The 24,705-nt window shown below is 26.7% G+C and carries 25 protein-coding genes; 10 read left to right on the top strand and 15 right to left on the bottom strand.

Annotation, left to right across the window (positions count from 1 at the left end):
* The first annotated feature begins 76 nt into the window (after window positions 1-76).
* The 9 genes from B0174_RS07360 (at window position 77) to B0174_RS07320 (ending at window position 6,829) form a co-directional block, all read left to right on the top strand.
* Complete coding sequence (locus tag B0174_RS07360) at window positions 77-355, top strand: NifU family protein (RefSeq protein ID WP_108559215.1); 279 nt, start codon at window positions 77-79, stop codon at window positions 353-355.
* Window positions 355-948 (top strand): hypothetical protein, encoded by a 594-nt coding sequence (locus tag B0174_RS07355; RefSeq protein WP_108559213.1) that lies wholly within the window; start codon window positions 355-357, stop codon window positions 946-948. The genes B0174_RS07360 and B0174_RS07355 overlap by 1 nt, the downstream gene beginning before the upstream one ends.
* Window positions 929-2,215 (top strand): UDP-N-acetylmuramoyl-L-alanyl-D-glutamate--2,6-diaminopimelate ligase, encoded by a 1,287-nt coding sequence (locus B0174_RS07350; protein ID WP_108559211.1) that lies wholly within the window; start codon window positions 929-931, stop codon window positions 2,213-2,215. The genes B0174_RS07355 and B0174_RS07350 overlap by 20 nt, the downstream gene beginning before the upstream one ends.
* A gap of 180 nt (window positions 2,216-2,395) precedes the next feature.
* Window positions 2,396-3,187: a 30S ribosomal protein S2 gene (gene rpsB, locus B0174_RS07345; protein WP_108559209.1), complete on the top strand. Its 792-nt coding sequence runs from the start codon at window positions 2,396-2,398 to the stop codon at window positions 3,185-3,187.
* 2 nt (window positions 3,188-3,189) lie between these two features.
* Window positions 3,190-4,236 (top strand): translation elongation factor Ts, encoded by a 1,047-nt coding sequence (tsf, locus tag B0174_RS07340; RefSeq protein ID WP_108559207.1) that lies wholly within the window; start codon window positions 3,190-3,192, stop codon window positions 4,234-4,236.
* Between the two features lie 42 nt (window positions 4,237-4,278).
* Window positions 4,279-4,962 (top strand): ABC transporter ATP-binding protein, encoded by a 684-nt coding sequence (locus tag B0174_RS07335; RefSeq protein ID WP_205663506.1) that lies wholly within the window; start codon window positions 4,279-4,281, stop codon window positions 4,960-4,962.
* Complete coding sequence (locus B0174_RS07330; RefSeq protein ID WP_108559206.1) at window positions 4,959-5,756, top strand: hypothetical protein; 798 nt, start codon at window positions 4,959-4,961, stop codon at window positions 5,754-5,756. Before B0174_RS07335 ends, B0174_RS07330 begins: the two co-directional genes overlap by 4 nt.
* A 6-nt stretch (window positions 5,757-5,762) precedes the next feature.
* On the top strand, window positions 5,763-6,380 hold the full coding sequence (gene gmk, locus B0174_RS07325; RefSeq protein WP_108559289.1) for a guanylate kinase: 618 nt from the start codon (window positions 5,763-5,765) through the stop codon (window positions 6,378-6,380).
* 26 nt (window positions 6,381-6,406) lie between these two features.
* Window positions 6,407-6,829 carry an FKBP-type peptidyl-prolyl cis-trans isomerase gene (locus B0174_RS07320; RefSeq protein WP_108559204.1) on the top strand — a complete coding sequence of 141 codons (423 nt, stop codon included), beginning with the start codon at window positions 6,407-6,409 and terminating at the stop codon, window positions 6,827-6,829.
* A gap of 242 nt (window positions 6,830-7,071) precedes the next feature.
* Here B0174_RS07320 and B0174_RS07315 read toward each other — a convergent pair whose 3' ends face one another.
* The 4 genes from B0174_RS07315 to B0174_RS07300 form a co-directional block, all read right to left on the bottom strand.
* Window positions 7,072-8,406: an MATE family efflux transporter gene (locus B0174_RS07315; protein WP_108559202.1), complete on the bottom strand. Its 1,335-nt coding sequence runs from the start codon at window positions 8,404-8,406 to the stop codon at window positions 7,072-7,074.
* The gene (locus tag B0174_RS07310; protein ID WP_108559200.1) at window positions 8,403-9,008 is read right to left on the bottom strand and encodes a TetR/AcrR family transcriptional regulator; all 606 of its coding nucleotides are present in this window, start codon (window positions 9,006-9,008) and stop codon (window positions 8,403-8,405) included. The genes B0174_RS07315 and B0174_RS07310 overlap by 4 nt, the downstream gene beginning before the upstream one ends.
* 318 nt (window positions 9,009-9,326) lie before the next feature.
* Window positions 9,327-9,569, bottom strand: coding sequence for a hypothetical protein (locus B0174_RS07305; protein ID WP_108559198.1), 243 nt, complete (start codon window positions 9,567-9,569; stop codon window positions 9,327-9,329).
* 56 nt (window positions 9,570-9,625) lie between these two features.
* On the bottom strand, window positions 9,626-12,289 hold the full coding sequence (locus tag B0174_RS07300) for a valine--tRNA ligase (protein ID WP_108559196.1): 2,664 nt from the start codon (window positions 12,287-12,289) through the stop codon (window positions 9,626-9,628).
* Window positions 12,290-12,390: 101 nt separating this feature from the next.
* On the opposite strand from B0174_RS07300, the gene B0174_RS07295 reads away from it, so the two are divergent.
* Entirely contained in the window at window positions 12,391-12,744 is a 354-nt protein-coding gene (locus tag B0174_RS07295; protein WP_228156431.1) for a DJ-1/PfpI family protein, read from the top strand.
* Between the two features lie 31 nt (window positions 12,745-12,775).
* On the opposite strand, the gene B0174_RS07290 is transcribed toward B0174_RS07295, so the two are convergent.
* The 11 genes from B0174_RS07290 to B0174_RS07240 form a co-directional block, all read right to left on the bottom strand.
* Entirely contained in the window at window positions 12,776-13,942 is a 1,167-nt protein-coding gene (locus B0174_RS07290; protein WP_108559194.1) for a cation:proton antiporter, read from the bottom strand.
* 64 nt (window positions 13,943-14,006) lie between these two features.
* Window positions 14,007-16,055 carry an ATP-dependent helicase gene (locus B0174_RS07285; protein WP_108559192.1) on the bottom strand — a complete coding sequence of 683 codons (2,049 nt, stop codon included), beginning with the start codon at window positions 16,053-16,055 and terminating at the stop codon, window positions 14,007-14,009.
* Window positions 16,056-16,308: 253 nt separating this feature from the next.
* Window positions 16,309-16,863 carry a ferric reductase-like transmembrane domain-containing protein gene (locus B0174_RS07280; protein WP_108559190.1) on the bottom strand — a complete coding sequence of 185 codons (555 nt, stop codon included), beginning with the start codon at window positions 16,861-16,863 and terminating at the stop codon, window positions 16,309-16,311.
* Window positions 16,863-17,822, bottom strand: a complete 960-nt coding sequence (gene msrP, locus B0174_RS07275; protein ID WP_108559188.1) for a protein-methionine-sulfoxide reductase catalytic subunit MsrP — start codon at window positions 17,820-17,822, stop codon at window positions 16,863-16,865. Before msrP ends, B0174_RS07280 begins: the two co-directional genes overlap by 1 nt.
* Before the next feature lie 54 nt (window positions 17,823-17,876).
* Window positions 17,877-19,106: a hypothetical protein gene (locus B0174_RS07270; RefSeq protein WP_133174792.1), complete on the bottom strand. Its 1,230-nt coding sequence runs from the start codon at window positions 19,104-19,106 to the stop codon at window positions 17,877-17,879.
* An 86-nt stretch (window positions 19,107-19,192) separates the two neighbouring features.
* The gene (locus tag B0174_RS07265) at window positions 19,193-20,125 is read right to left on the bottom strand and encodes a hypothetical protein (RefSeq protein ID WP_108559184.1); all 933 of its coding nucleotides are present in this window, start codon (window positions 20,123-20,125) and stop codon (window positions 19,193-19,195) included.
* Window positions 20,126-20,266: 141 nt separating this feature from the next.
* The gene (locus B0174_RS07260) at window positions 20,267-21,460 is read right to left on the bottom strand and encodes an NnrS family protein (protein WP_108559182.1); all 1,194 of its coding nucleotides are present in this window, start codon (window positions 21,458-21,460) and stop codon (window positions 20,267-20,269) included.
* A gap of 98 nt (window positions 21,461-21,558) precedes the next feature.
* Window positions 21,559-22,299, bottom strand: a complete 741-nt coding sequence (locus B0174_RS07255) for a tetratricopeptide repeat protein (RefSeq protein ID WP_108559180.1) — start codon at window positions 22,297-22,299, stop codon at window positions 21,559-21,561.
* A gap of 107 nt (window positions 22,300-22,406) precedes the next feature.
* Complete coding sequence (gene prx-suh, locus B0174_RS07250; protein ID WP_108559178.1) at window positions 22,407-22,943, bottom strand: thiol peroxidase Prx-SUH; 537 nt, start codon at window positions 22,941-22,943, stop codon at window positions 22,407-22,409.
* A gap of 92 nt (window positions 22,944-23,035) precedes the next feature.
* Window positions 23,036-23,881 (bottom strand): CvfB family protein, encoded by an 846-nt coding sequence (locus B0174_RS07245; RefSeq protein ID WP_228156430.1) that lies wholly within the window; start codon window positions 23,879-23,881, stop codon window positions 23,036-23,038.
* A 21-nt stretch (window positions 23,882-23,902) separates the two neighbouring features.
* Window positions 23,903-24,703, bottom strand: coding sequence for a metal ABC transporter permease (locus tag B0174_RS07240; protein ID WP_108559176.1), 801 nt, complete (start codon window positions 24,701-24,703; stop codon window positions 23,903-23,905).
* Window positions 24,704-24,705: the final 2 nt, after the last annotated feature.

The following is a 24,705-nucleotide window of genomic DNA, read 5'->3' as shown; positions in this document are numbered from 1 at the left end:
ACAATAGCTGTAATTTTAGTCTTTATAGCAGTTGGAATATATTATGTAAAAAGAAAAGCAAAAGAGGTAAAATAATATGATGCCATTTTCTGATGAAGATTTACAAGAGCCTGTAAGTTCAATTATAAAAAATAAGATTGCACCGATGCTTGCTCGAGATGGTGGAGCAATTGAACTTTTGGATATTAAAAATGCAAAAGTTTTTATTCAATTAAAAGGTGCATGTGTTGGATGTAGTGCTAGTGGAAGTACATTAAAATATATTGTAGAAAAAGAGTTAAAAGCAGCAATTCATCCAGAGTTACAAATAGTTAATGTACCACAAGGTATGGAAAATAAATTAGAGGAATTTTAATGATAAATGAAGATAGATTATTAAATGAAGCAAATAGTTTTTTTACTCAAAAAGAATTTAATAAAGCTTTATTTTTATATTCACAACTATCATCAAATTTTCCACAAAATAAGGAATATCCCATTTATGCGTTGTTTTGCGATATTGCAAGTGAAGATGAAGAAAAAGCAATTTCACTTTATGACTATTTTAATATCGTAAAAGATGAAAATCTAGAAGAAGCAATAAGATATGTTGAAGATATGATAAATGCTTATGATGGTGATATTGATAAAATGATGGAAGTTTTAAAAGAGTTGAGTACTTCGACTATTGAATCACTTGATGCGATTAGATATGAGGATTTTAAAAATTTAATAGGATCAAGAGGGTCATTTAGAATTGCTTTTGAAGATATTATGTTTTCTACAAAAGTTGCCATTGAAAATAAAGATGATTTTTTTGATTTTGTTACAAAATTGATTGATAATGATTTTAATAGTACAGCTTATACATATTTAGATGGATTTAATGAATATTTCTCTTATGATAAAGAGATTGAAAAATTATATAAAAAATTAGAAGAGAAAAAAATTGCAGTTAATCATAAATAATAGAGTTTATACAGATAATTCAAATGAAGCAGATGAAAATTCTGTTTTTGTAGTTTCAAAACAAAATGAAAAGTTTAAAGATAGTGCAATTTTAAATGGTTGTAAAGAAATAATAACTGCAAATGAGTTGAAAAATCATTTAGATATGTCAAGTATTAAAGTTATTGGAATAACAGGAACAAATGGCAAAACAACAACTGCTGCTGCCATTTATTCTATTTTATTAGATTTAGGATATAAAGTTGCACTTCAAGGAACAAGAGGATTTTTTATTAATGATGAAAGAGTTGAAGATTACTCTTTAACAACCCCTGTTCAGCTTGGAAATTTTGCGCATATTCAAAAAGCTATGCAAAATGGGTGTACTTTTTTTGTTATGGAAGTAAGTTCTCATGCAATTGAGCAAAAAAGAATTGAAGGTTTAGAGTTTGCTCTTAAAATTCATACAAATATAACAAGAGATCATTTGGATTATCATAAAACTATTGAAGAATATATTAGAGTTAAAAACTCATTTTTTGATGATGATTGTAAAAAACTTATAAATAAAGATGACAAAATTGTAAAATACAATTCTAAAAATGGTTTTGCTTATTCTTTGGATGAACCATCAACTTATAAAGTTACAGCATATTCTTTTAAAAATGGAACACATGTAATGTTTTCTCATTTTGGAGAAATGCACTCGTTTTCATCAACTATGATGGGAATTTTTAATGTTTATAATCTTATGGCAGCAGTTGCAGCTGTTCATATAACTACACAAAAACCTTTAGATGAAATTTGTGAAGCTTTAGAGGGATTTGCAGGAGTTAGTGGAAGAATGGAAACAGTTTGTTCTAATCCTTTGGCAATTGTAGATTTTGCGCATACACCTGATGGAATGAAAGAAGTTTTACAAAGTTTTAATGAAAAAGAAATCATTTGCGTATTTGGTGCAGGTGGAGATAGAGATAAATTAAAAAGACCATTAATGGGACAAATTGCTGCAAATTTTGCAAAACATATAATTGTAACTAGCGATAATCCAAGAAATGAAGATCCAGATTTAATAATTGAAGATATTTTATCAGGAATTAAAAATCATCCAAGTGTTTTAGTTGAAATCAATAGAAAAGAAGCCATTAAAAAAGCTATGGAAATGGCAAATGAAAATTCTGTAGTTTTAGTTCTTGGAAAAGGTGATGAAGCTACTCAAATCATTTATGATAAAAAATTCCCTTTTTCTGATAAAGAAGAAATTTTAAAACATATAAAAGCAGAATAGTTTTCTTCTTTGATTAAAGAAGAATTAATCATACTTTATATATAATCGCAACTCTAATTTTAAATTAGAACCTCACATGTGTCAATCCTTGTATGGGTTGTGAAAAGAGAAATCTTAGCATTAAGGGACACAGAGGCTAAACCCAATTACAAAAATACAATTAATTCAAGGAGAATTACTATGGTTACAATGAAAGACCTATTAGAATGTGGTGTACACTTCGGACACCAAACAAGAAGATGGAATCCAAAAATGAAAAAATTCATTTTCGGTGTTAGAAAAAATATCTATATTATAGATTTACAAAAAACATTAAGATATTTCAGATATACATATAATGTTGTTAAAGATAGAGCTGCTGAAGGTCAAACAATGATTTTTGTTGGTACTAAAAAACAAGCTAGTGAAGCTATTAAAAAAGCTGCAATTTCTTGTGGAATGCCATATGTTAATCATAGATGGTTAGGTGGAATGTTAACTAACTTTGGAACAATTAAAAAATCAATTAGAAAATTAGAAATTATTAAAAAAATGAGAGAAGAAGGTCAATTAGATCTTTTAACTAAAAAAGAAGCTTTAATGCTTTCTAGAAAAGAAGAAAAATTAGAATTATACCTTGGTGGTATCAAAGAAATGCACAAACTTCCAGATATGATGTTTGTTCTTGATGCTGTTAAAGAAAAAATTGCTATTGCAGAAGCTAGAAGATTAGGAATTACAGTTGTTGCTCCATTAGATACAAATTGTGACCCTGATGTTGTAGATTTACCAATTCCTGGAAATGATGATGCAATTAGATCAATTCACTTATTCTGCAACGAAATGGCTGCAGCTATGAATGAAGGAAAAGCTGTATTAGCTGATGATATTGGTGGAGATCTTGAGCCTGTATCACAAGAAGAAGCAGAAGCTTTAATTGCTGAAGCAGTAGCTGAAGGTGAAGAAATCGCTTTTGAAACAGAGGAAGCATAATTATGGCTGGTGCAACTCCACAATTAATTAAAGAATTAAGAGAAATGACAGGTGCAGGTATGCTTGATTGCAAAAATGCACTTAATGAAACTGATGGTGATTTAGAAAAAGCGGTTCAAGCTTTAAGAGAAGCTGGACTAGGGAAAGCTGCTAAAAAAGCTGGAAATATTGCTGCTGAGGGTGTTATTGCTGTTAAAGTTAACGCAAATAACACTGTTGCGACAATGCTTGAATTAAATGCACAAACAGATTTTGTTGCTAAAAATCAAAACTTTTTAGATTTAACACAAGAAATTATTTCTCATGTTCAATCTAATAATATTGCTGATGCTGATGCTTTAGCTACATCAACTATTAATGGAACAAGTTTTTCAGATTTCTTAAACGGTAAAATTGCTACAATTGGTGAAAATCTAGTTGCTAGAAAAGTAGTTACTGTTACAGGAACTGTTGTAAATGCATATGTTCATACAAATGGTAGAGTTGGAGTTTTATTAGCTGCTTCTTGTGATGAAGCTGCTAAAGATAAAGCTGCTACATTATTAAAATCATTAGCAATGCACGCATCTGCTATGAAACCAACTGTTATTTCTTACACAGATTTAGATCCTACATTTGTAGAATCTGAAAACAGAGCAATTGTTGCAGAAATTACAGCTGATAATGATGAGTTAAAAAGATTAGGGAAAACATTAAAAAATATTCCTGATTTTGTTTCTAAATCTCAATTAACAGAAGCTGCTATTGCAACTGCAAAAGCAGCTTTTGAAGCTGAATTAAAAGAACAAGGTAAACCTGAAAAAATTTGGGCAAATATTATTCCTGGAAAAATCGAAAGATATATTACAGATAATACTCAATTAGATGGTAGATTTGCACTTTTATCTCAAGCTTATGTAATGGATGACAAAAAAACTGTAGAGCAAGCAATTGCTGATGTTGATGCATCTATTAAAATTACTGAGTACATTAGATTTGAACTTGGTGAAGGTATTGAGAAAAAAGAAGAAGATTTCGCAGCTGAAGTTGCAAAACAAATGGGAAAATAATCGTAGTTTAACAACTATGTATAAATAAAAAAGGAAGATGTAATGAGTGAAGCTAATAAAATGGAGGCACTCATTGCAGATGACTTTTTACTACAAGCTAAAAATTTATCTCATAAATTTGATTATGAGCTTTTTAACGATATTAATTTATCTCTTCATAAAAAAGAATCAATTGCAATTATAGGTACAAGTGGAAGTGGAAAATCTACACTTCTAAATATTTTATCTTCTCTTTTAAAACCATCTGTTGGTACTGTTATTTTTAAAAGTAAAGATATTTATTCACTAAAACAAAATCAATTATTAAAAATTAGAAGAGATGATTTTGGAATTATTTTTCAAGCTCATTATTTATTTCGTGGATTTTCTGCAATTGAGAATCTTGAAATTGCTACGCTTTTAAGTGGTGAAGAAATTGATAAAAACTTATTAAAAGAGTTAAATATTGATTATGTAATAAATCAAGGTGTTGGTGAATTAAGTGGTGGTCAGCAACAAAGACTCTCAATAGCAAGAGTTATGACTAAAAAACCAAAAATTATTTTTGCAGATGAACCAACTGGAAATCTCGATAAAGATACTGCTAATATTGTAATGAATACATTATTTAAATATATTAAGAATAATGATGCGGGTTTAATACTTGTGACACATGAGCATGAATTAGCTAATAGATGTGATAAAGTTTATAAATTAGAAGATTTAACTTTGCAGGAGATAAAGTGACTATACTATTAATATGTGATGCTGCAATAATTGAACATATTTTTACTTTAGTTTGTAAAAGATTGCATATAAAATTAACTATTCAAAAAACGAATAGTGTAAATGAAAAATTTGATTTAATTATTATTGATCAAAGTTTTATAGATGATAAATTTAATACAATAAAACAATTCTCAAAAAAACTTGGTGCAATTAGTTCAGAAGAGTTGTCATTTGATAAATCAAGAGATTTTATCATACAAAGACCTTTTTTACCTACAAAACTTGAAGAAATTTTAATAGAACAAATTGAATATATTAAAGAAGAAAAAGCAAAAGAAAAAGAGTTAAATTTAAACAAATATGAAGAAGATGAAGAAGTATTTGTTCCAATTACTAAAAAGTATATTGAATCATTAGATACTACAAATACAAATTATTCAGATGATGATTTTTATGAAGAAGAGGATGATGAAAGTCTGATAAGTTCAAATTCTTTAAATATTGGTGGAATTTTAGATCATAGAGAATTAAGTAAAATCAATAATATTTTGAGAGAAGATGTTATTCAAAATGAAATTAATTTAGAAAAAACAGATTGGAAAGATATTGCAGCTATTATTGATGATGCTTTAGATGAAGTTAAAGAGTATGAATTTGATTTAACTAAAGCTCCAATAAAACACTATAGTCTAGTATTAAGTGATTTTCATATTAATGAATTACGACCATTGTTAGAAAAGTTTGACCAAACAGTAATTGATAGACTTTCAAGTGGTGAAAGTGTTGATATTAGATTGAGTTTGAAGGAATAAACTTTGATAAAAGAGAAAAAAGGTGCTATTTTAATAATCTCTGGTCCTAGTGGTTGTGGTAAATCTACACTATTAAAAGAGGTTTATAAAGATATTGAAGATTATTATTTTTCTATTTCAACTACTACAAGAGCTCCTAGAATAGGAGAGGTTAATGGTATAGATTATTTTTTTGTTACAAAAGAAGAATTTGAAAAAGATATAAATAATGGAGACTTTTTAGAGTATGCAAAAGTTCATGATAACTATTATGGAACTTCAATAAAACCTATTAACAAAGCTTTAAATGAGAGTAAACTAGTTATCTTTGATATTGATGTTCAAGGTCACGAAATAGTAAGAAAAAAGCTTAATTCTATAACTACTTCTGTTTTTATCACAACACCATCTTTAGAAGTTTTAGAAACTAGATTAAATAGTAGAAATACAGATAGTATTGAAATTATTGAAAAAAGAATAAAAAATGCTAAGGGTGAAGTTGAATATTTCCAAGATTATGATTATTTGATAATTAATGATGATTTACAAATAGCAGCAAAACAGTTAGTTTGTATTGCAAATATAACAAGAATCAAAAGTAAACTTTTTGAAAAAAGTAGTATTGTTTCAAATTGGTTAAAGTAGCCTAAGAAATAAAATTAAGGAATTATATGCCAATAGAAATTAATCAAACCGTTAAAATAATGTTTGAAGTAAGAGTAGATGGTGTTTTAGTAGATGGAAGTAGAAGTAATAAACCTTTTGAATTTTCATTTGGAACAGGACAAGTAATAGCTGGTCTTGAAAAAAGAATAATAAATATGAAAGTAGGTGAAGCTGCAGACATATTAGTTCCTGCTGCTGAAGCTTATGGTAAATATGATTCAGCAGGAATTCAAACTTTACCAAAAGAACAATTTGAAGGAATAGAAAATCTAACAATTGGAATGCAAATCCAAGGTCAAGATGAAAATGATCAACCTATACAATTTATTGTAAAAGAGATTGGTGAAAAAGAAGTAATAGTTGATTTTAATCATCCTTTAGCTGGAAAAGATTTAGAGTATAAAATAAAAATTGATTCTTTATTGTAAAAGTTGAAGTTTTGTAAAAAATTAATATCTTATTGTATTTATTAAGGTATACTAGCCTGTATAACTTAAAAAAAGGAGTTTGCATGGCAAAAGGTAAAGATGTTCAAAAAGCTACAAAAAAAGAACCTGCTAAATCATTAAAAGAAAAAAGAGCAGATAAAAAATCAAAAAAAGATTCTAAATAATTTTAATATAAATATTCTTTCCCACCAGAAATGATGGGAAAGAAAAAGCCCACTTACTTATCCCTCTTTATAAATTATCTTTTTAGGACTAAATTTTTTTAATAAAATCATTGCTATTATAAAAGTAATAAATTCAGCCATTGGTATTGCTAAAAATATTCCATTTGTATTAAATAAAAATGGTAATGTAAATATAAAAAATATAGGAAAAAGAAAACTTCGCGATATTGCAATAATCATTGAATGTAAAGGCTTATGAATAGCTGTAAAATAAGCTGAAATCACAAGATTAATTCCATTAAAAAGAAAAGCCGCCCAGATAAATGTTGCAAAACTTAAAACTATTTGTTTTGTTTGATAATTTGAATCTTCTAAAAAAATATTTGCTAAGGTATTTGGGATAAATATAATTAACATTATCATTACGATACCCACAAAACTTGTTGTTATAAAAGCAAATTTTAGAAATTCTTCAATTCTTTTATTTTCTTTTGCTCCAAAATTTTTACTTATTATTGGTTGTAGAGAGTCACTTATTCCAAAACTTATCATTATTCCAATTAATAAAAGATAATTGATTACAGTAAATGCAGCAACACCTTCAATATGAAAATTCTTTATCATCACATAATTAAAAATCAAAGTTGTAATTCCTATTGAGATTTCATTTACAAATTCAGAAGCTCCATTGTAAGATGCTTTTAGAATTTGCATATAATTTCCTATTGGTTTTACAAATCTAAGAGTTGCTTTTTTTGAAAAAAAATGCGGTAAAAGTATAATCAATAATGCAAGTTGAGATATTCCAGTTGCTAATGCTGCTCCAAAAATACCTTTTTGCAAATATACTATCAAAACCCAATCTAATAAAATATTAATAAAAGCACTTGAAACTAAAGCTACAAAAGCAAGGTTTGGTCGATTATCAATTCTAACAAAATAATCTAATACAACTCCAATCATCAAAAAAGGAATAAAAATTAGAATAATTGATAAATATTCAATTGCAATTATCGTCAAATTTTCATCTGCTCCAAAAAGATGCAAAATTCTTTCTATATTAAAAAATAAAATTGTGCATAATATAAAACTAAAAGAAGTAATACAAATCATAGTTTTAGTAAAAATCATAGAAGCATTTTTAATATTTCCCTCTCCTAGGAGTTTTCCAGTTGTAACGCTACTACCAACTGCCAACATCAAAGCAAAACCAAATAGCAAAGAAAATATAGGAAAACTTATATTAATAGCAGCCAGTCCAAAATCTCCCACATAATTACCTATAAAAAATCCATCAACAATATTTGCTGATGAAATCGCCAACATACCTAATACTGAGGGAATTGAGTAATGAAAAAAAACTGATGATATTTTATCTTTTGTTACATTCATATAATTTCTTTTATTTTTGATAACTTTTCTATTTCTAAAAAGTAGTTTATTAATTCTGTTTTTAAATCATAATTTTCTATCATAACTGATAATAAAAACATTCCATCGGCTGTTGCACATAAAGATTTTGCTAAGTTTTTTGAATCTGCATGAAAATTGCCTTTTTGTATTTCATCATCAAAAAGTTGCTCTAAACTCTTAAAAATACTTTTGTATAAATTAGTATTGAACTTTTTTATTTCATCATCATTTGATGTAATATACATATGTAAAGTATTTATATATAATTTTCTTAAATCCTTGTAAGATTCTTCTTCATTTAGATATATTTCAAAAATCAAATTTATTTTATCAATATAATTTTCTTCATATTTATATTTTTCTATTGTGTTATTGATTAGTTCAAATGTTTTTTTTGACATAACTTGATATATTAATTGTTCTTTTGTAGAAAAATAATGATAAAACTGTCCTTTTGACATATTAATATCTGTAATAAATTTATTTAAAGAAAAACAATCAATTCCAATTTCAACAAATACTTTATAAGCTTCATTACAAATGTAATCGATTTTTTCTTCTTTATTTATAATTCTTGGCATAATTATCCTTTTATAAACTGATGGTCTAATTATACTTGTGAATACTTTATTTTAAATAAACTAGTGGTTTATTTAGTGTGATTTTTTGTAAAATTTGGGAGGAATGAGTTGAAGAGAGAAAGAGATTATTGATTATGAGTTTTAGAAAACAGAAAAGATAAAATAATAAGCGAAGGAACCAAAAGGGCTTCGAAGCCGTTGGCGATTTTGCTTACTTTGTCCATACAAAGTAAGAAGAAGTAAAAAACTTTTTATTTTTTAAGAGAAAATAGTTTTAGTATATATTCCCATCGAAAATGATGGGAACGAGAATAAACTTTATTTATTCAACCAAACATTTAACATGTTTTTAACATATTGTTCTGGGTTAGGCATTGGATGCGTAGGATTTTTTTTATTTTGATTGTCATTTTCATGATTTATATAACTATCATTAATTTTTTTCCAATCTTTTGGATAATCAATTTTGAACTTTAATACAAATTCATCTGCATTACAATCTCTACCCAATGTATCAACTAGTGATTTTATCTTTTCATCTTTTTTTATAACTAATGCCATATTATTACTCCCTTATATATAAATATTTATTGATATTGTATCTTAAATGAATAAAATCAACTCAAAGATTTCAATTCAGCTACAACCTTAGCCAATTTATCTTCAGCTGATAATAATCCTGCTCTATTTTCTTCTAAAACATTTGCTGGTGCATTTGCTACGAATCTTTCATTATTTAACATTCCTGATAGTTTTGATATCTCTTTTTCCAGTTTTTCTTGTTGTTTTGAAAGTTTAGAAATAATTGGTGTCATATCTATTTCACCTCTTGGAATATAAACTTCTAGGTTATCACTTACATCTGTGATTGAGTTCTCTACTTTTGCTAGGACGAACTCTAAATTTTCTACTTTTGCAAGTTTTTCGATAAATGGTTTTGCCATTTCATTATCTATATTTTTATTGATTTTTATATAAGCTTTTGCAATTTTTGAGTTACCCATATCTATGATAACTTTCGCTCTTCTGATTGCTGTAATTGCTTCTTCGATGATTGCAAACATATCTTCAATTTCTTGATTTTTTGCTATATTTTTTGGGAAATTCATAATCATTAATGAATCACCATCTTCAAGTGTTGTTCCACTTAATTTGTGATATAAATAATCAGAAATAAATGGCATAAATGGACTTACCATCTTAAGCGTTTCTTTAAAAATTGCTCCAAGTTCTACAACTGAATCTTTGCTAGCTTTTGCATATTCGATTCCCCAGTCGCAGAATTCATTCCATACAAATTTGTATAAAATAGATGCTGATTCATTGAATTTATAAGTTTCTAATGAAGCTCTTAATTCATCAACTGCAACACTTAATTTACTTTGCATATAAAGTCCAAGTGGTGTTTGGATTTTTATGTCTTTTAAATCAGGGAAAGTTTCTACATTTAACTGTAAAAAATTTGTTGCATTATAAAGCTTGTTTGTAAAGTTTCTAAATTGCTCTAAGTTTTTAGCACCTAACTTAATATCTCTTCCTTGAACACATAAATATGCCAATGTAAATCTAATAATATCAGCAGAATGTTCATTTACCATATCAAGTGGGTCAATTACATTTCCTTTTGATTTTGACATTTTTGCACCAAATTCATCTCTAACTAAGGCATGCATATAAATATCTTCAAATGGTAATTGTTTTTTGAAGTGTTCACCCATCATCATCATTCTTGCTACCCAAAAGAACATAATATCAAAACCAGTAATTAGTAGTGAGTTTGGATAAAAATCTGCTTCATCACTTGAGTTATACAACTCTTCTAGTTTTCCATTATTTCCCCAACCTAATGGCGACATTGCCCAAAGTGCTGATGAAAACCAAGTATCTAAAACATCTGGGTCTTGAGTCATTTTTTTACTTTTACATTTTGGACAATGATCAGGTTCATCAGCTTTATCAGCCCATTGATGTCCACAATCTTCACAAGTAAACACTGGAATTCTATGTCCCCACCAAAGTTGTCTTGAAATACACCAAGGTCTTAACTCATCCATCCAAGCTGTATATGAATTTATCCAATGTGCTGGGTGGAAAAGTGTCCCATTATGCTCACCACTTAAAGCTCGCTCTTTTGTAGTCTCTTTTGTTTTTCTAATAGACTCTTGAGCCATATCAGAGCTTAAAAACCATTGTTGAGAGATAAACGGCTCAACTATGTTTTTACATCTGTAACAATGCCCAACTTGATGAATATGATCTTCGATTTTTACGATATATCCCTCAGCTTGAAGTTTTGCCACAATAACTGGTCTTGCTTCTAATCTTTCAAGTCCTGCAAACTCTCCACAATATTCGTTTAGAATACCTTTTTCATCAAATACTTTTATAAACTCTAAATCGTGTCTTTTCCCAACTTCGTAGTCATTTTGGTCGTGTGCAGGTGTTACTTTTACAACACCTGTTCCAAATTCCATATCAACATGAGAATCTGTGATAACTTTGATTTTCCGCTCTGTTAAAGGTAAAAGAACTTCTTTTCCTACAATACTTGAATATCTAGCATCATCTGGATGAACCATGATAGCAGTATCCCCAAAGTATGTTTCAGGTCTTGTAGTTGCAACTTGAAGCTCACCACTTCCATCTGCAAATTTGTAAATCATAGTATAAAACTTACCGTTTACTTCTTCATGTTCAACTTCGATGTCAGAAAGCGCACCATCGTGTGTACACCAGTTTACCATGTAGTTATTTTGAGTGATATGTCCATCGTTATAAAGGCTTACAAAAGCTTCTTTTACAGCTTCTTTTAATCCCTCATCCATAGTAAATCGTTCTCGTTTCCAAGCTGGAGTAACTCCTAGTTTTCTCATTTGATGAACTATATTTCCACCTGAAACTTCTTTTTGTTTCCAAGCTTTCTCTAGGAATTTTTCTCTTCCTATTTCTTCTTTTGTAGTTCCCTCAGCAATTAATTGTTTTTCAACTACATTTTGAGTTGCAATTCCTGCGTGATCAGTTCCTGGTTGCCAAAGAGTTTTAAAGCCGTCCATTCTTTTGTATCGTGTGATAATATCTTGTAGTGTAAATGTCAAAGCATGACCAATATGTAAACTTCCTGTTACATTTGGTGGTGGCATCATAATTGAAAATGTTTTTTGTTTTCCATTAACATCAGACTCTTGAATAGACTTATTTCCATCTATTTCAAAATAACCTCTATCTTCCCATATTTTATAAAATTTATCTTCTACTTGTGATGGTTCGTATTTTTCGCTCATTAAAAATCCTATGTTTTCTATATATATTCGCGATTATATCTACTTTTTTCTTATGATGCTATTTTGCTTTATTTTAAATTTTATTTTAATATAGATTGATAATGTTAGGTTACTCTGTTGATGTTGTTTGTCCTAATAAAAAGGCAAATGAGCAAATTAAAACTGCAATTCATGATTTTGAGGGTGATCAAACTTATACTGAAAAGCCTGGGCATAATTTTACATTAAATGCATCTTTTGATGAAGTAGATGAATCAACTTATGATGCTTTAGTAATTCCAGGTGGAAGAGCTCCTGAGTATATTAGATTAAATCCAAGAGTTATTGAAATTGTTCAAAATTTCAATAAAAGTAATAAACCAATAGCTTCTGTTTGTCATGGTATTTTAGTACTTGCAGCTGCTTGGCCTGCTCATCCTGAGTGGTTAGCTAAGTTTAATGAATTACTAAAATAAAAATTTGTAAAAAAAGAAGAGAAGTAAAAATTTATATTTTTACTTTCTCTAATCTAAACCACTTATAAAGTTTTCTAATTAATATCATTAGAAATAATCCATCAACCATACTAGCTATAATAAATGAGAAATATTCAGATTGAGTTATTAGACCATAATTAAAAGATAACATTGCAATTGCTACCATAAAAGTAAGAGGCATAGAATCACTCAATGCAAAAAGTGCTGTTTGTTTAAATTTTAAGTATTTAAAAAATACTAAATAAGAACTTATTAATCTAATTGAAATAATAGCAACTATAATAAATCCTGCATGTTGTAAAATATCTAAATCTATCATATCAAGTTTTACAGTTGAACCTGTATAAATAAAAAATATTGGTGCAAAAAAACCAAAACCGAAAGATTCGATTTTATCAAGAAGTTCATGTTTTTGATTAAAGAACATTTTAAAGAATAATCCAGCTGTAAATGCACCTAACACAACATCAATTTTTAACAATAACATAATAGAAACTAAAATTAATAAAAGAGAAATAGAAAATCTTATATCTTGATCGTATCTGTCATTTTGAGAATCAGGAATAAGGAATTTTTTTAATTCAGGAAACCACCAAAAAGCGATATAAAAAACTCTTAATCCTAAAATTGTAATTGCAACAACACTAATTACAGTTAAAATAGCTATAAAAAAGCTAATACTTAATCCATGTTCTGTCCAACCACTAAATAATGTTAAAGCTAAAATACTTATGATTTCTCCCACAACACCAATAGATAAAGCAAGATTTAACCAAGGTTCTTCTTTTCCATACTCTTTTATAAGCATCATAATCATACCTAAAGAAAAAATAGGTAAAGCAACAAAATAGGGAAGTCCTAAAGAAAAAAACCAACAAACAAATCCAGATATTGAATACAATAAGATAAAATATAAAATTACATTTACGGCTAAAGTTGCTTTTATAATTTTTACAAGTTTGAAATTTATTTCAAGACCAGCTAGAAACATTAAATAAACGAATCCAAATTTAGCAATTAATTTTAAAATCTCATCATCATATATTAAGCCTAAATAACCAGCAATTAATCCTAAAACTATTTCAACAACAACGACAGGTGCTTTTACTATTTTTGAGAGAATTGGTGCCATCATAATAATCGTACACACTGAAATCATTAAAAAAATTTTTTCCACTTATCTTACTCCTACTTTATAATTACTATTCATATTTTATATATTTTATTATATTGTCTTAAACTTAAGATTCTTCAGCATCTTTTATTATCATTCCAGCTTCTTTTAGAAATGGACTGGCAACAAAAGTCATTTTTTTTATTTTGTCATATTTTGCATAAGAAAGAAACAAAATATCTTTAGCTCTTGTAACTGCTACATAAAAAAGTCGTCGTTCTTCTTCTATGCTTCCACCTTTACTCATAAGTTTTCTATTAGGAAATCTTCCATCCATTAAATCAATTACATAAACTTCTTTGAATTCCAAACCTTTACTTGCATGAATTGAAAGAAGATTTACACCATCTCCCTCACTCATTTCACTTCCACCTAAAATCATAGAATTTATGAATTTTGATAAATCTTGGAAGTTTCTTGAAAGATTTTTTAAAAGCATCACTTTTCTATTTATTTTCGCAAGTGATTTTGTTTTTTGGCTTGGATTTATAGTTCCATCTTTTTGTGTTGCTCTTTTAGTTGATAAAAAATCTTTTAATTTAGAATAAGCCATAGAAGAAGAAATGCTTCCTACAAGAGTTTCTGGAACTTTTGTTCGTCTTAAATGTTTCATTAATAAATAAATATCATATAAATATTTTCCACCATCAACATTTAATTTTGGATGTTTTAAAATTGGATTTCCTAAAAAAGCCTCTTCAAAATTACAATCTTTAAACTTTGAAATAGAACCTAATTCTATAAAATCATCAAAAAGTCCTAATTGTCTATTTTTGATTTTTCCATTTTCATAAGGATTATTTATATCAGCTCTTGGTGAAAAAAGACCTTTTAATAAATCTCCATCTCCTAGTTTTATAAGTGCATCAAAAACATCTTTTGCAATTGCTTTTCCAATACCTTTTCCATGTTCAACCACATGAATAAAAGCCATCATATCGTTGTGTGTGATTTGCATTACTAAAACATCTAAAATAAATTTTATTTCAACAGAATCAAAAAAACTCATTCCACCTTTTCTTTTTGCTGGAATTGAAAACTCTCTTAAGTTTGCTTCTATTCCATCTGCACTTGAGTTATTTCTATAAATAATCGCAATATCGTTATGTGGTGTTGAACTTTTTGAGATTAACTCTGAGATATATTCATATTGAGAAAAAAGTTCATTAAAAGCCAATAGTTTTGGTTTATGTTCATTTTCAGTTCGAACAACTTCAAGTTTTTTTTCATAAACTCTTTCATTGTATTCTATAACTTTTGTAGCTAAATCTAAAATAGGTTTTGTTGAACGATAATTTTTTCGTAAAGTAAATACTGTTGCATTTTCATATCTTGTAGCGAAAGTAGAAATAATCCCAATATCAGAGCCATTAAAAGCATAAATACTTTGGTCATAATCTCCAACACAAAATAAAGATTTTGGTCTAAAAGCATCAAGAAGTCGTCCTTGTAGAGGGTTTGTATCTTGATATTCATCCACTAAAATCTCTTTAAAACTAAAATCTTTGTCTTTTAATGTATCTAACATAATTGTTAGTAAATCATCAAAATTTGCATATCCATATTTTATTTTCAATTCATTAAATTCATCAACAACATCTTCATAAATCATAATATAAATCTCATGGCTTGGACTTTTTGATTTTATCCAATCGCCAAAATTTTCGCCATCATTTGAATTTAGATATAAAGAGTACATATCATATAAATATCCACCATCATAAGGATTTGCTTCATCGGTTCTATCAAAAAATACTCTTTTTTCATAAACTGATTTAAATAGTGTTTTTAGTTCATTTGGTTGTTTTAAAGTGATATTTACATTTAATTCTTTTAGAAGTTTATAAGAAACAGAGTGAAAAGTTCCTGCCATAATTTGTTTTGCAATATCTTTTCCAAAAAATTTAGCAACTCTTGTTACCATTTCTGCGGCTGCTTTATTTGTAAAAGTTAAAAGTAAAATTTCATTTGGTTTAACTCCACTATTTATAAGTGTTGCAATTCTTCCAACAATAGTAGAAGTTTTACCAGTTCCAGCACTTGCAATTATTAGATTATAACCAGCACCACAAGTTGCAGCACTAAGTTGTTCTTGATTTAGGTTTGATAAAGGCATGGATTAGTTTGTTGTATTTGGGAAAAGTTTAATCATTTCGAAATGGTATCATAATAGAATTAATACAGATTGAAATAAAAAAGGGATGCCTTTTGACATCTCCTTTTCTACACAAGGAAACATAAAAATTATTTTGTCTAAAAAATTTATCTTAAAGCGATGTATAAATAAGTCGCTGCGTCAACTTACCTACAAAAACATTCTACCAGCTCATAATTAACTAAAATATAATCGAAGATTAACAAATAGTAAACTATATTTTACTATTTTTAACAATTTGTTGTAAAAGTTTGTAATATCCAATTATTAAAATAATTCCTATATAAATAAATTGAGTTATATTTATAGATTTTTGAGCCATAATCCAATGAATTGTAATTAAAATTAAAGAAATATAAACTAACTTATGATAATTATTATATTTTCTAAATAACTGTTTTGAAGAAGTAATTGCCATAAATAAAAGTATAAAAAAAGAAATCATTCCTAAATAAATAAACGGTTTATCCAATGTCTCTTTTATAATAAACTCAAAATCAAAGGAAGCATCAAAAACTATAAAATTTGTTAGGTGTAAAAAAGCATAGAAAAAGGCCAAAAGTCCAACTTTTTTTCTATATTTCATAAGATTTATTTTATTTTTTATCATGGAAATAATTATAGAAATAAATAAAATTATAGTTGCACTAACACCTGTGATGGCGTAAATATATTTTATTGGGTCATATACATCATCAAAGATAAATAAGCGAATAAGTAAATAAACTATTGGTAAAAAAGCAATTAAATAAATAAAAAATCTTTTCATTATATAAACTTTGTTAAATCCATTTTTGTATAAAGCCCTGATACTTCTTTTTCATAACCATTAAACATTAAAGTATTTTGTTTTATAAAACTTCCTAAAACTCGCTCTTTTTTTTGTGACCATCTTGGATGATCAACATTTGGATTTACATTTGCATAAAATCCATATTCATCCGCATTTTCTTTTTGCCAAGTATTTAGTGGTTCTTTATCCACAAAAGAGATTTTAACTATTGATTTTATAGATTTAAATCCATATTTCCAAGGAACAACTAATCTAATTGGTGCACCATTTTGTTTTGGCATAATTTCGCCATAAAGCCCAATGGCTAAAAATGATAAATCATTATAAGCTTCATCAATTCGTAAACCCTCAACATAAGGATATTCAACGGCAGAAAAAGCACCCCTTTTTTGATCAGGAAAACTAACTGGATCAACTAAAGTTTCAAATCTTATATATTTTGCACTTGAAAGAGGTTTTACTTTTTTTATCAAAGAGCTAAGTGAATAACCGTTCCAAGGAACAACCATACTCCAACCCTCAACACATCTAAATCTATATATTCGTTCTTCTAAGGTAAGCTGATTTTTTAAGTCATCCAAATCAATTTCCATTGGATTTTCAACTAAACCATCTATTTTTATTTTCCAATTATCAGTTTGTAAAGTATTTGCAATATCTTTTACTTTTGCTTGATTTGTTGTGAATTCATAAAAGTTATTGTGTGAAGTTATTTGTTCGTAAGTGTTTAATTTTAAATTATTTTTATTTTCATCTTTTATAAAATCAAGGGTAATATTTGGAAGATTTTCTTTTGCAAGAAGTTCCATAATAGCGCCACTTGTTACAAGTGAAGCAACTCCTAGTTTTATAAAACTTCTTCTTTTTTCAAATAATTCTTTTGGAGTTACTAGATTTTCATTTATTTGCCAAGATTTTTTTTTAATTATATTCATTAAATAGCCTTTTCATATTTTTCATATTATAGAAATTTTATATAAAGGCTATGTTTAGTAACTATAGTTTCTAGTTGGACTACTTGAGAAATCTAAACCTGTTTCAAAATCTGAGATTTCAAATAAAACACATTTTTTATCATTATTATTTGTACATTTTGAATTTTCTATGTGTAATTGACTATTTATACTCTCATTTAAACTATCATCTTTACATAAAAATTCTTTTGTAACTTTTTTATACTTATCAGCATTAACTGTTAATTTACAATTATTATCTTTTTTTTCAAATAAAAAATATAAATTTTTTATAATACCTTTTTCAAATTTTGCTTCTTTTTCATTTGGAGCAATAGAATCTTGTATAAATGATTCAGGTCCTATGATAATTCGTTCAGTAAAATTATCACTGTCTCTTACTTCTCTTATATCGAATTTAAAATTTGGATATTCATATTTAAAAACATGTCTAGTATTCATATATAGATTAAAAATATTATCCTTATTTATATTTTTAATCGTAAATTTTATATACCCATTTTTATTTTCATCTGTTTGAACTTTAAATAAATTTATATTTGGTAATTTTTTTGAATAATTTAAAACTTCTAAATTATTATCTTTTATTTTTAAAACATCTTTTATAATAATATTTTCATTATTTTGTCCAAAGCTGAATAAATCATCAACATCTAATTCTTTTGTTAAGAAATATGGTTTATAAGAATAAAATTTTTCATTATCTATTTCATAATCTACAAATAATTTATTATTTAAATAATAAACATTAAAAAAATCTTTCCATGGTTTAGAGAACAAAATTTCTGTATTTTCTATACTTGCTTGAAAATTAGAATTATAAATTTTTAAATTGAACTTTTTATTTGTATCTACATATTTAGGAATATTATTATCTTTTTTCACAACTAATAATTTACCTTCAAATTTATTATCTTTTAATTTTAAGGAAGCTTCTTTTATTAAAGAATCTTCCTTATCTATACTTTTTATAGAATACGTATATATATTATCTATTATTTCAATATTATCTATATAATTATTTATTTCAATCCTATATTTACCATTTTTAGGCTTATTACACTCAAATTCAAGTTTATTTTCATTTATTCTACTACATTTTTGATTATGTAATTTAAGCTCTACATCTTTAAAAATGCTTATATTTTTTTTTGTATTTAAAGAAATAGTTATATTTTCTTTTTTCTTTATACCATTATCATATTCATAAGTATAAAAAACCCAAAAAAGAAACATTCCTAACAAAATAAACAATCCAATTAGAATATATTTCCATATCTTAGTCTCTATTGAATTGATAAGATTTTGCAAACCTACAGGTAAAAAACTCATCAAAAAATCTCAATTCTCGAAACTAAGATTCTTGTATTTTCTGTTCCAACAGAAATTTGTAAATTTTTATACCTTTCAAATTCTAATTTATTATTTTCATTATCAGTATATTCTGTTTCAATTAAATTTTTTTTTGTTTGATTATCTATAATCTTTAATTGATACTTATTTTCTGTTCTTGAGAAATCTATTCTATAATTTTTATCATTTTTAAATTTATTATAATCAATACTTTTTACTATAACTCTTTCATTATTATTTAATTCTCGTTGTAAAAATTTAATTCTTTTATTATCAAAATTTATAACTATTCTTTCTCCAAATGAAAGTCTCATGTCTACAGTTTTCGTTTTAAGTGGCATAAAATCAAAAATAATATTTATATTTCTATCAAAATTCTTCTCATATTCCATAATAATATTTTTTTTATCACATTTTCCACCTAATATAACTTCTCCAGCATTTCTAATTCCATAAGCTGGACAAGTAGAAGTTTTATGAAAAATCCAATTCTCTAAAAAAACATCCTTTTGATTTTTCTCAACATCATATAAATATTTTATATCTAACTTTATTTCTAATGGAGTATTATCATTATAAAAAATCACTAATTTATTTTTGCCTGGCACTATCTCATAAGTTGATTTTAACTCTATCTCATTAGTTTTTTCGTTGAACTTTCCTTCTAATTGATTTTCATCAAATTCAACATATCTTATATTTTTAACGTCATTATCTTTTAAATTTATTTTTAGAAAATTATCTGAAGGAAGAATATATTCATAATGATTAAAAGAAAGTTCTTTTAAATTGACTTCACTATAAAGTTTTGGTTCTTTTTTTATTACTTCTTTTGTATCTTTAATCTGCGGTTCTCTTGTATCTTCTATTTTGTTAGAAGGAGTAGTCGTTTTTGTTTCTTCTTTCTTCAAGAAAAAGTAAAAAAAAGCTATAGCAAGTATAAAAGCTATCGTAAATAAAGTAAGAGAAGTTTTTGATTTTTTATTTATTTACAAGCCTTTGATTTTTTGTAAAACATTATATATTACATACACTTAAAATGTGTTCTTTAACTATTTCCCTTTTAATAAAATAGTTATATATTTACTTGACCACACAAGCAGGCCAATAATTAATAAAATTGCAGTAAGGTTTATAAAAAATGTATAATTTAAACCAAAATTAAAACTAAATGAAGAAAAAATTCTGAGTAATGCTATAAACTGAACAACAACAAAAATAAATATTGCAAAATTACTTGCATGAGGAGTTGTTCCTGAATGTCCCAAAATTACCCGTGTTCCAAAACCAATAAGAACAGTTAAAAAATATCCAAGTGCCATTGTATGAATTACTGCTTTTTCAAAGATTATATTAGGATCATAAAATGCCATTAATCCTTCGATAATTGATACAAAAAAAGCTACTGGAATCCAGTAAAGTCCTAAATATAAAACCCACATAATAGCAGGTGATTTAAAAAATGGTAATTTCCATTTTATTAATTCTCTTGTAATCACTATAAATAAAGGAATATCTGCTAATAAATTTATTTTTGCATTATCAAAAGACAATAAAATTACTTTAAATGCCAATAATGAGAAAAGTATAGTAAGTAAATTTACACTTTTATTTGCCACATAACTTGGAACTTTTGCAGTAGTAAAAAAAGGAATCATTCTTTGTGATATTGCAAAAATAATCATAAAAAGAAATAGATAAAATCCTCCATCTATTGCAAATCTTGAAAGTTCATAAGAATAAGGGAAATTTAAAGAAGAGATTATAAATAAACTGTGAAAAACAAGTCCTGAAAAAAGAGATATTAAAACCCATTTTGTGTCTTCTTTTATTTTTACAATACTTTTTTTATGGATTGAATAAAGTAGTTTAAAACTCATAATTTGAGCTATTAACATCAAAATTTGAAAAATAAAAGTAGCTTTTGAATAAAAAATAAGAGTTAAAAATATTCCTAAAGAGGCAAAAAAGTATAATAAAAATTGTTTCATATAAACTTGTATTTCAATTTCTGCTTGTATTAGAAATCGTGGGAAAACAACAAATAAAAATCCTAAAAAGAACTGAATAAAAATAACAAAAACCATAGTATATGCGTGATAAGTTAAAACACTATTATCTAAAATTAGAGTATTTGAATAAACTGATACAAATAAAGCCATAAAAAGAATTAAAAATAAGATACCACTTGTAAAAAATGGTTGATGAGGTTGAGAAGAAAACTTCTTATACCATGAAAAAAACATAATTTCTCCTGAAATAAAGCCACTTTAAAAGTGGCTTTTTAATTTTGAGAATTGTATCTAGTATAAAAATAAAAATCCTTGATTTTAAACAAGTGAGCTTAATACACTAAGCCTTTTAAATCATCATAAGCTTTACAAGCTTCTTTTAGATTCATACCACAAGCTTTTGTAAATAATTCAAGAGCTTTAATATTATTTTTTTCTAAATCTTCATCTTCAATATACATTATTCCTAAATTATAACAAGATTTTGCATAACCTAAATTACAAGATTTTTCATAAAGTAGCGCTGCTCTTGATGGGTTTTTTTCAACTCCATCTTCATTTTTATATTTTAATGCTAAATTATAACAAGCTTTTGGATGATCTAAATTACAAGCTTTTGTCAAATATTCAATTACTTTAAATGAATTTTTTTCAACTCCATCTGCAACCTCATACATATTTGCTATATTGTAACAAGAAGCACCGATTCCAGCATCACAAGTTTTTTCGTATAATGTTAATGCTTTTTTTGAATCTAATCTAACTCCATAACCATTTTGATACATATATCCTAAGTTATAACAAGCTTTTGTATGTCCATCATCACAAGCTTTCGAGAAAGCTTCCGCTGCTTTGAAATACTCTTGTTCAACTTCAGTTCCATTGTAATATAAAAGTCCAAGGTTATAACATCCAGATGATGCACCCTCATCACAAGCTTTTTTAAATATTTCAATAGCTTGTTCATTATTTCCTTTTTTGTATTGGTTAAAACCATCATTTACATCTGCTGCAAATAAAGTTTGTAGTCCAAACAAAAAAAACAATGTGATTTTTAATAAATTTTGTAACATGATTTTCTCCTACTAATAAATTTAGTGTAATTCATTATACTACTTATTTGAGGTATTAACATAAAAGGAAAAAAGTCATCAAAATGATGACTTTTTTTATTTAAGAATTAGTGGCAAGAACCACAACAAGAAGTAGATACAGATTCATTAACAGCTGCTAATGCTGCTTCATAATTTGGCTCTTCTGTAATTTCTGGACAAATTTCTTTATAAGTAATAATTCCTGATGCATTGATTACAAATACTGCTCTACAAGTAACACCTGCTAATGGTCCTGATGAAATTAATACTCCATAAGATTTTGCAAAAGCTTTTGCTCTAAAATCAGAACCAACACTTAAGTTTGAAATTCCTTCAGTTGTACAAAATCTTCCCATTGCAAATGGTAAATCCATAGAAACTACGATTACTTCTGCATTTTCAACTTTTGCTGCTGCTTCATTGAATTTTCTAGTTTCTGCTGCACATACTGCTGTATCTAAAGAAGGAACTACTACTACGATTTGAGCTTTACCTTTTTGTCCACCTACTTGAAGATCAGATAAATCTTTTGCTACTACTGTAACTACCGGAGCTACATCTCCAACTTTTAATTCTGTACCACTTAAAGTAACTTCGTTACCTTTAAATTTTGTTGTTGCCATTTATTTTCCTTTATAAAAATATTTATTGGTATTATAATAAAATAGGATAAAATTAGTCTTAATTGTTTATTGTCAAAGTTAAATTTTTAAAATTATAATTTAATTTTGATACAGTTTTCTTCTAAGATGATTTTATTCTCAGCTAGTAGTTTAGTTAAAGATGCCTTAAAAGCTTTTTTACTCATTCCAAATTTTTCTTTTATTTCATCAGCTTCACTTTTATAAGTAAAATTAAGTTTTCCACCTTCTTTTTCTAAAAGATCAAAAATCTTATCTCCAGATATTTTTTCACCAATTTTTTGTAAAGTTATATCTATTTTATTGTCATCTCGTATATTTTTTACATAAGCTCTTTTTGTATCACCAATTTTTATATTCTCGAAAATTTCTGTATGATAAATCATTCCATCATAAGAATTATTTACAATTACTTTATATCCAAGAGGTGTTTTTGAATATAAAATTATCTCAACTTCAGCATTTTTTTCTAAATCTTTTATCTCTTTTAATAAATTATATTTTTCAGAAGCAATTAATCTATCAGTTTTATCATCAAGTTGAAGTTGTAATACTTTTCTCTCACCTACCTCAAAAGATCTACTTTTTTGTTTATTTTTAGGAACTAATATGTGTTTTGGAAGTCCAATATCTACAAAAGAGCCAAATTTCATATTATCTACTATTTCTAAAGATGCAAATTCATATAAATATACATAAGGTTTAAGTGTAGTTGCTACAAGTCTATCTTCACTATCTGTATAAATAAATACATCAAGAAAACTTCCTATTTCCATAGATTTTGTAACATAAGCATTTGGAAGTAAAACCTCAGTTTCATCATCACTAATTAGATAAATTCCAGGTTCACTAACTCTGTTAACTGCAAGAGTATTTAATTCTCCCACATAAATGTGTTCGTTTATTTGTTTTTCGTTCATTTGGTTTTTCCGTTTCTTTTTTTATTTTTTTAGATTAAAAAGTTTCACTATTGCTAAAAAAACAACAGCTACTAAAATTATACTTGCACCTGAGCTAATATCATAAGTGTAAGATACTATTAATCCTAAAATTGTGAATATTGTAGCCAAAATAGAGCTAATTATCATCATTGTTGATAATCTTGATGCAAAACTCTCAGCTAAATATGTAGGGATCGTTAAAAGTGCGATTACTAAAATCAATCCCACGGCTTTGATAGCTGCCACCACACAAAGTGCAGCTAAAATCAAGATTAGTGTATAAAAGAACTTAACATTTATACCTCTTAAACTTGCGAATTCACTATCGTATGAAACTGCTAAAATTTGTTTATAAAAAAAGACAATTATTGAGATAATAAAAATATCTAAAACACTCATATATATTAAATCTTCTTTTGAAACAGCAATTATTGAACCAAATAAATATGACATTAAATCCACATTATAACCAGGTGTTAAATCCACAAAAATAATACCAATAGCCATACCACTAGCCCACATCATTCCAATAATCGCATCAATTCTTGTTCTGTTTTTTAGAGTAATAATTGCGATTAAAATAGCTGTTAAAACTGCAAAAACTGTAGCTCCAAAAAGTACAGGAATTCCTAAATAAATAGCAAGACCAATTCCTCCATAAGAACTATGAGCAATTCCACCTGTTAAAAAAGTAATTTTATTTACGACAACTAAAGAACCTATTATTCCAGCTGCAATTGAGATTAAAACTCCTGCAATTAAGGCATTTTGAATAAAATCATATTGTAATATTTCTAACATTT

This window comes from Arcobacter caeni (assembly GCF_003063245.1).
Lineage (GTDB): Bacteria > Campylobacterota > Campylobacteria > Campylobacterales > Arcobacteraceae > Aliarcobacter > Aliarcobacter caeni.
The sequence above is the reverse complement of the archived record's forward strand: the minus strand, read 5'-3'. Positions and strand labels throughout refer to the sequence as shown.

Coding starts and splice junctions, on each gene's coding strand:
- B0174_RS07260 (WP_108559182.1), bottom strand. CDS start 21,460: ATGTTTTTTTCATGGTATAAGAAGTTTTCTTCTCAACCTCATCAACCA.
- msrP (WP_108559188.1), bottom strand. CDS start 17,822: ATGAATATAATTAAAAAAAAATCTTGGCAAATAAATGAAAATCTAGTA.
- prx-suh (WP_108559178.1), bottom strand. CDS start 22,943: ATGGCAACAACAAAATTTAAAGGTAACGAAGTTACTTTAAGTGGTACA.
- B0174_RS07295 (WP_228156431.1), top strand. CDS start 12,391: ATGTTAGGTTACTCTGTTGATGTTGTTTGTCCTAATAAAAAGGCAAAT.
- B0174_RS07240 (WP_108559176.1), bottom strand. CDS start 24,703: ATGTTAGAAATATTACAATATGATTTTATTCAAAATGCCTTAATTGCA.
- B0174_RS07280 (WP_108559190.1), bottom strand. CDS start 16,863: ATGAAAAGATTTTTTATTTATTTAATTGCTTTTTTACCAATAGTTTAT.
- B0174_RS07320 (WP_108559204.1), top strand. CDS start 6,407: ATGCCAATAGAAATTAATCAAACCGTTAAAATAATGTTTGAAGTAAGA.
- B0174_RS07310 (WP_108559200.1), bottom strand. CDS start 9,008: ATGCCAAGAATTATAAATAAAGAAGAAAAAATCGATTACATTTGTAAT.
- B0174_RS07315 (WP_108559202.1), bottom strand. CDS start 8,406: ATGAATGTAACAAAAGATAAAATATCATCAGTTTTTTTTCATTACTCA.
- B0174_RS07245 (WP_228156430.1), bottom strand. CDS start 23,881: ATGAACGAAAAACAAATAAACGAACACATTTATGTGGGAGAATTAAAT.
- B0174_RS07305 (WP_108559198.1), bottom strand. CDS start 9,569: ATGGCATTAGTTATAAAAAAAGATGAAAAGATAAAATCACTAGTTGAT.
- B0174_RS07360 (WP_108559215.1), top strand. CDS start 77: ATGATGCCATTTTCTGATGAAGATTTACAAGAGCCTGTAAGTTCAATT.
- tsf (WP_108559207.1), top strand. CDS start 3,190: ATGGCTGGTGCAACTCCACAATTAATTAAAGAATTAAGAGAAATGACA.
- B0174_RS07355 (WP_108559213.1), top strand. CDS start 355: ATGATAAATGAAGATAGATTATTAAATGAAGCAAATAGTTTTTTTACT.
- rpsB (WP_108559209.1), top strand. CDS start 2,396: ATGGTTACAATGAAAGACCTATTAGAATGTGGTGTACACTTCGGACAC.
- B0174_RS07335 (WP_205663506.1), top strand. CDS start 4,279: ATGAGTGAAGCTAATAAAATGGAGGCACTCATTGCAGATGACTTTTTA.
- B0174_RS07285 (WP_108559192.1), bottom strand. CDS start 16,055: ATGCCTTTATCAAACCTAAATCAAGAACAACTTAGTGCTGCAACTTGT.
- B0174_RS07255 (WP_108559180.1), bottom strand. CDS start 22,299: ATGTTACAAAATTTATTAAAAATCACATTGTTTTTTTTGTTTGGACTA.
- B0174_RS07300 (WP_108559196.1), bottom strand. CDS start 12,289: ATGAGCGAAAAATACGAACCATCACAAGTAGAAGATAAATTTTATAAA.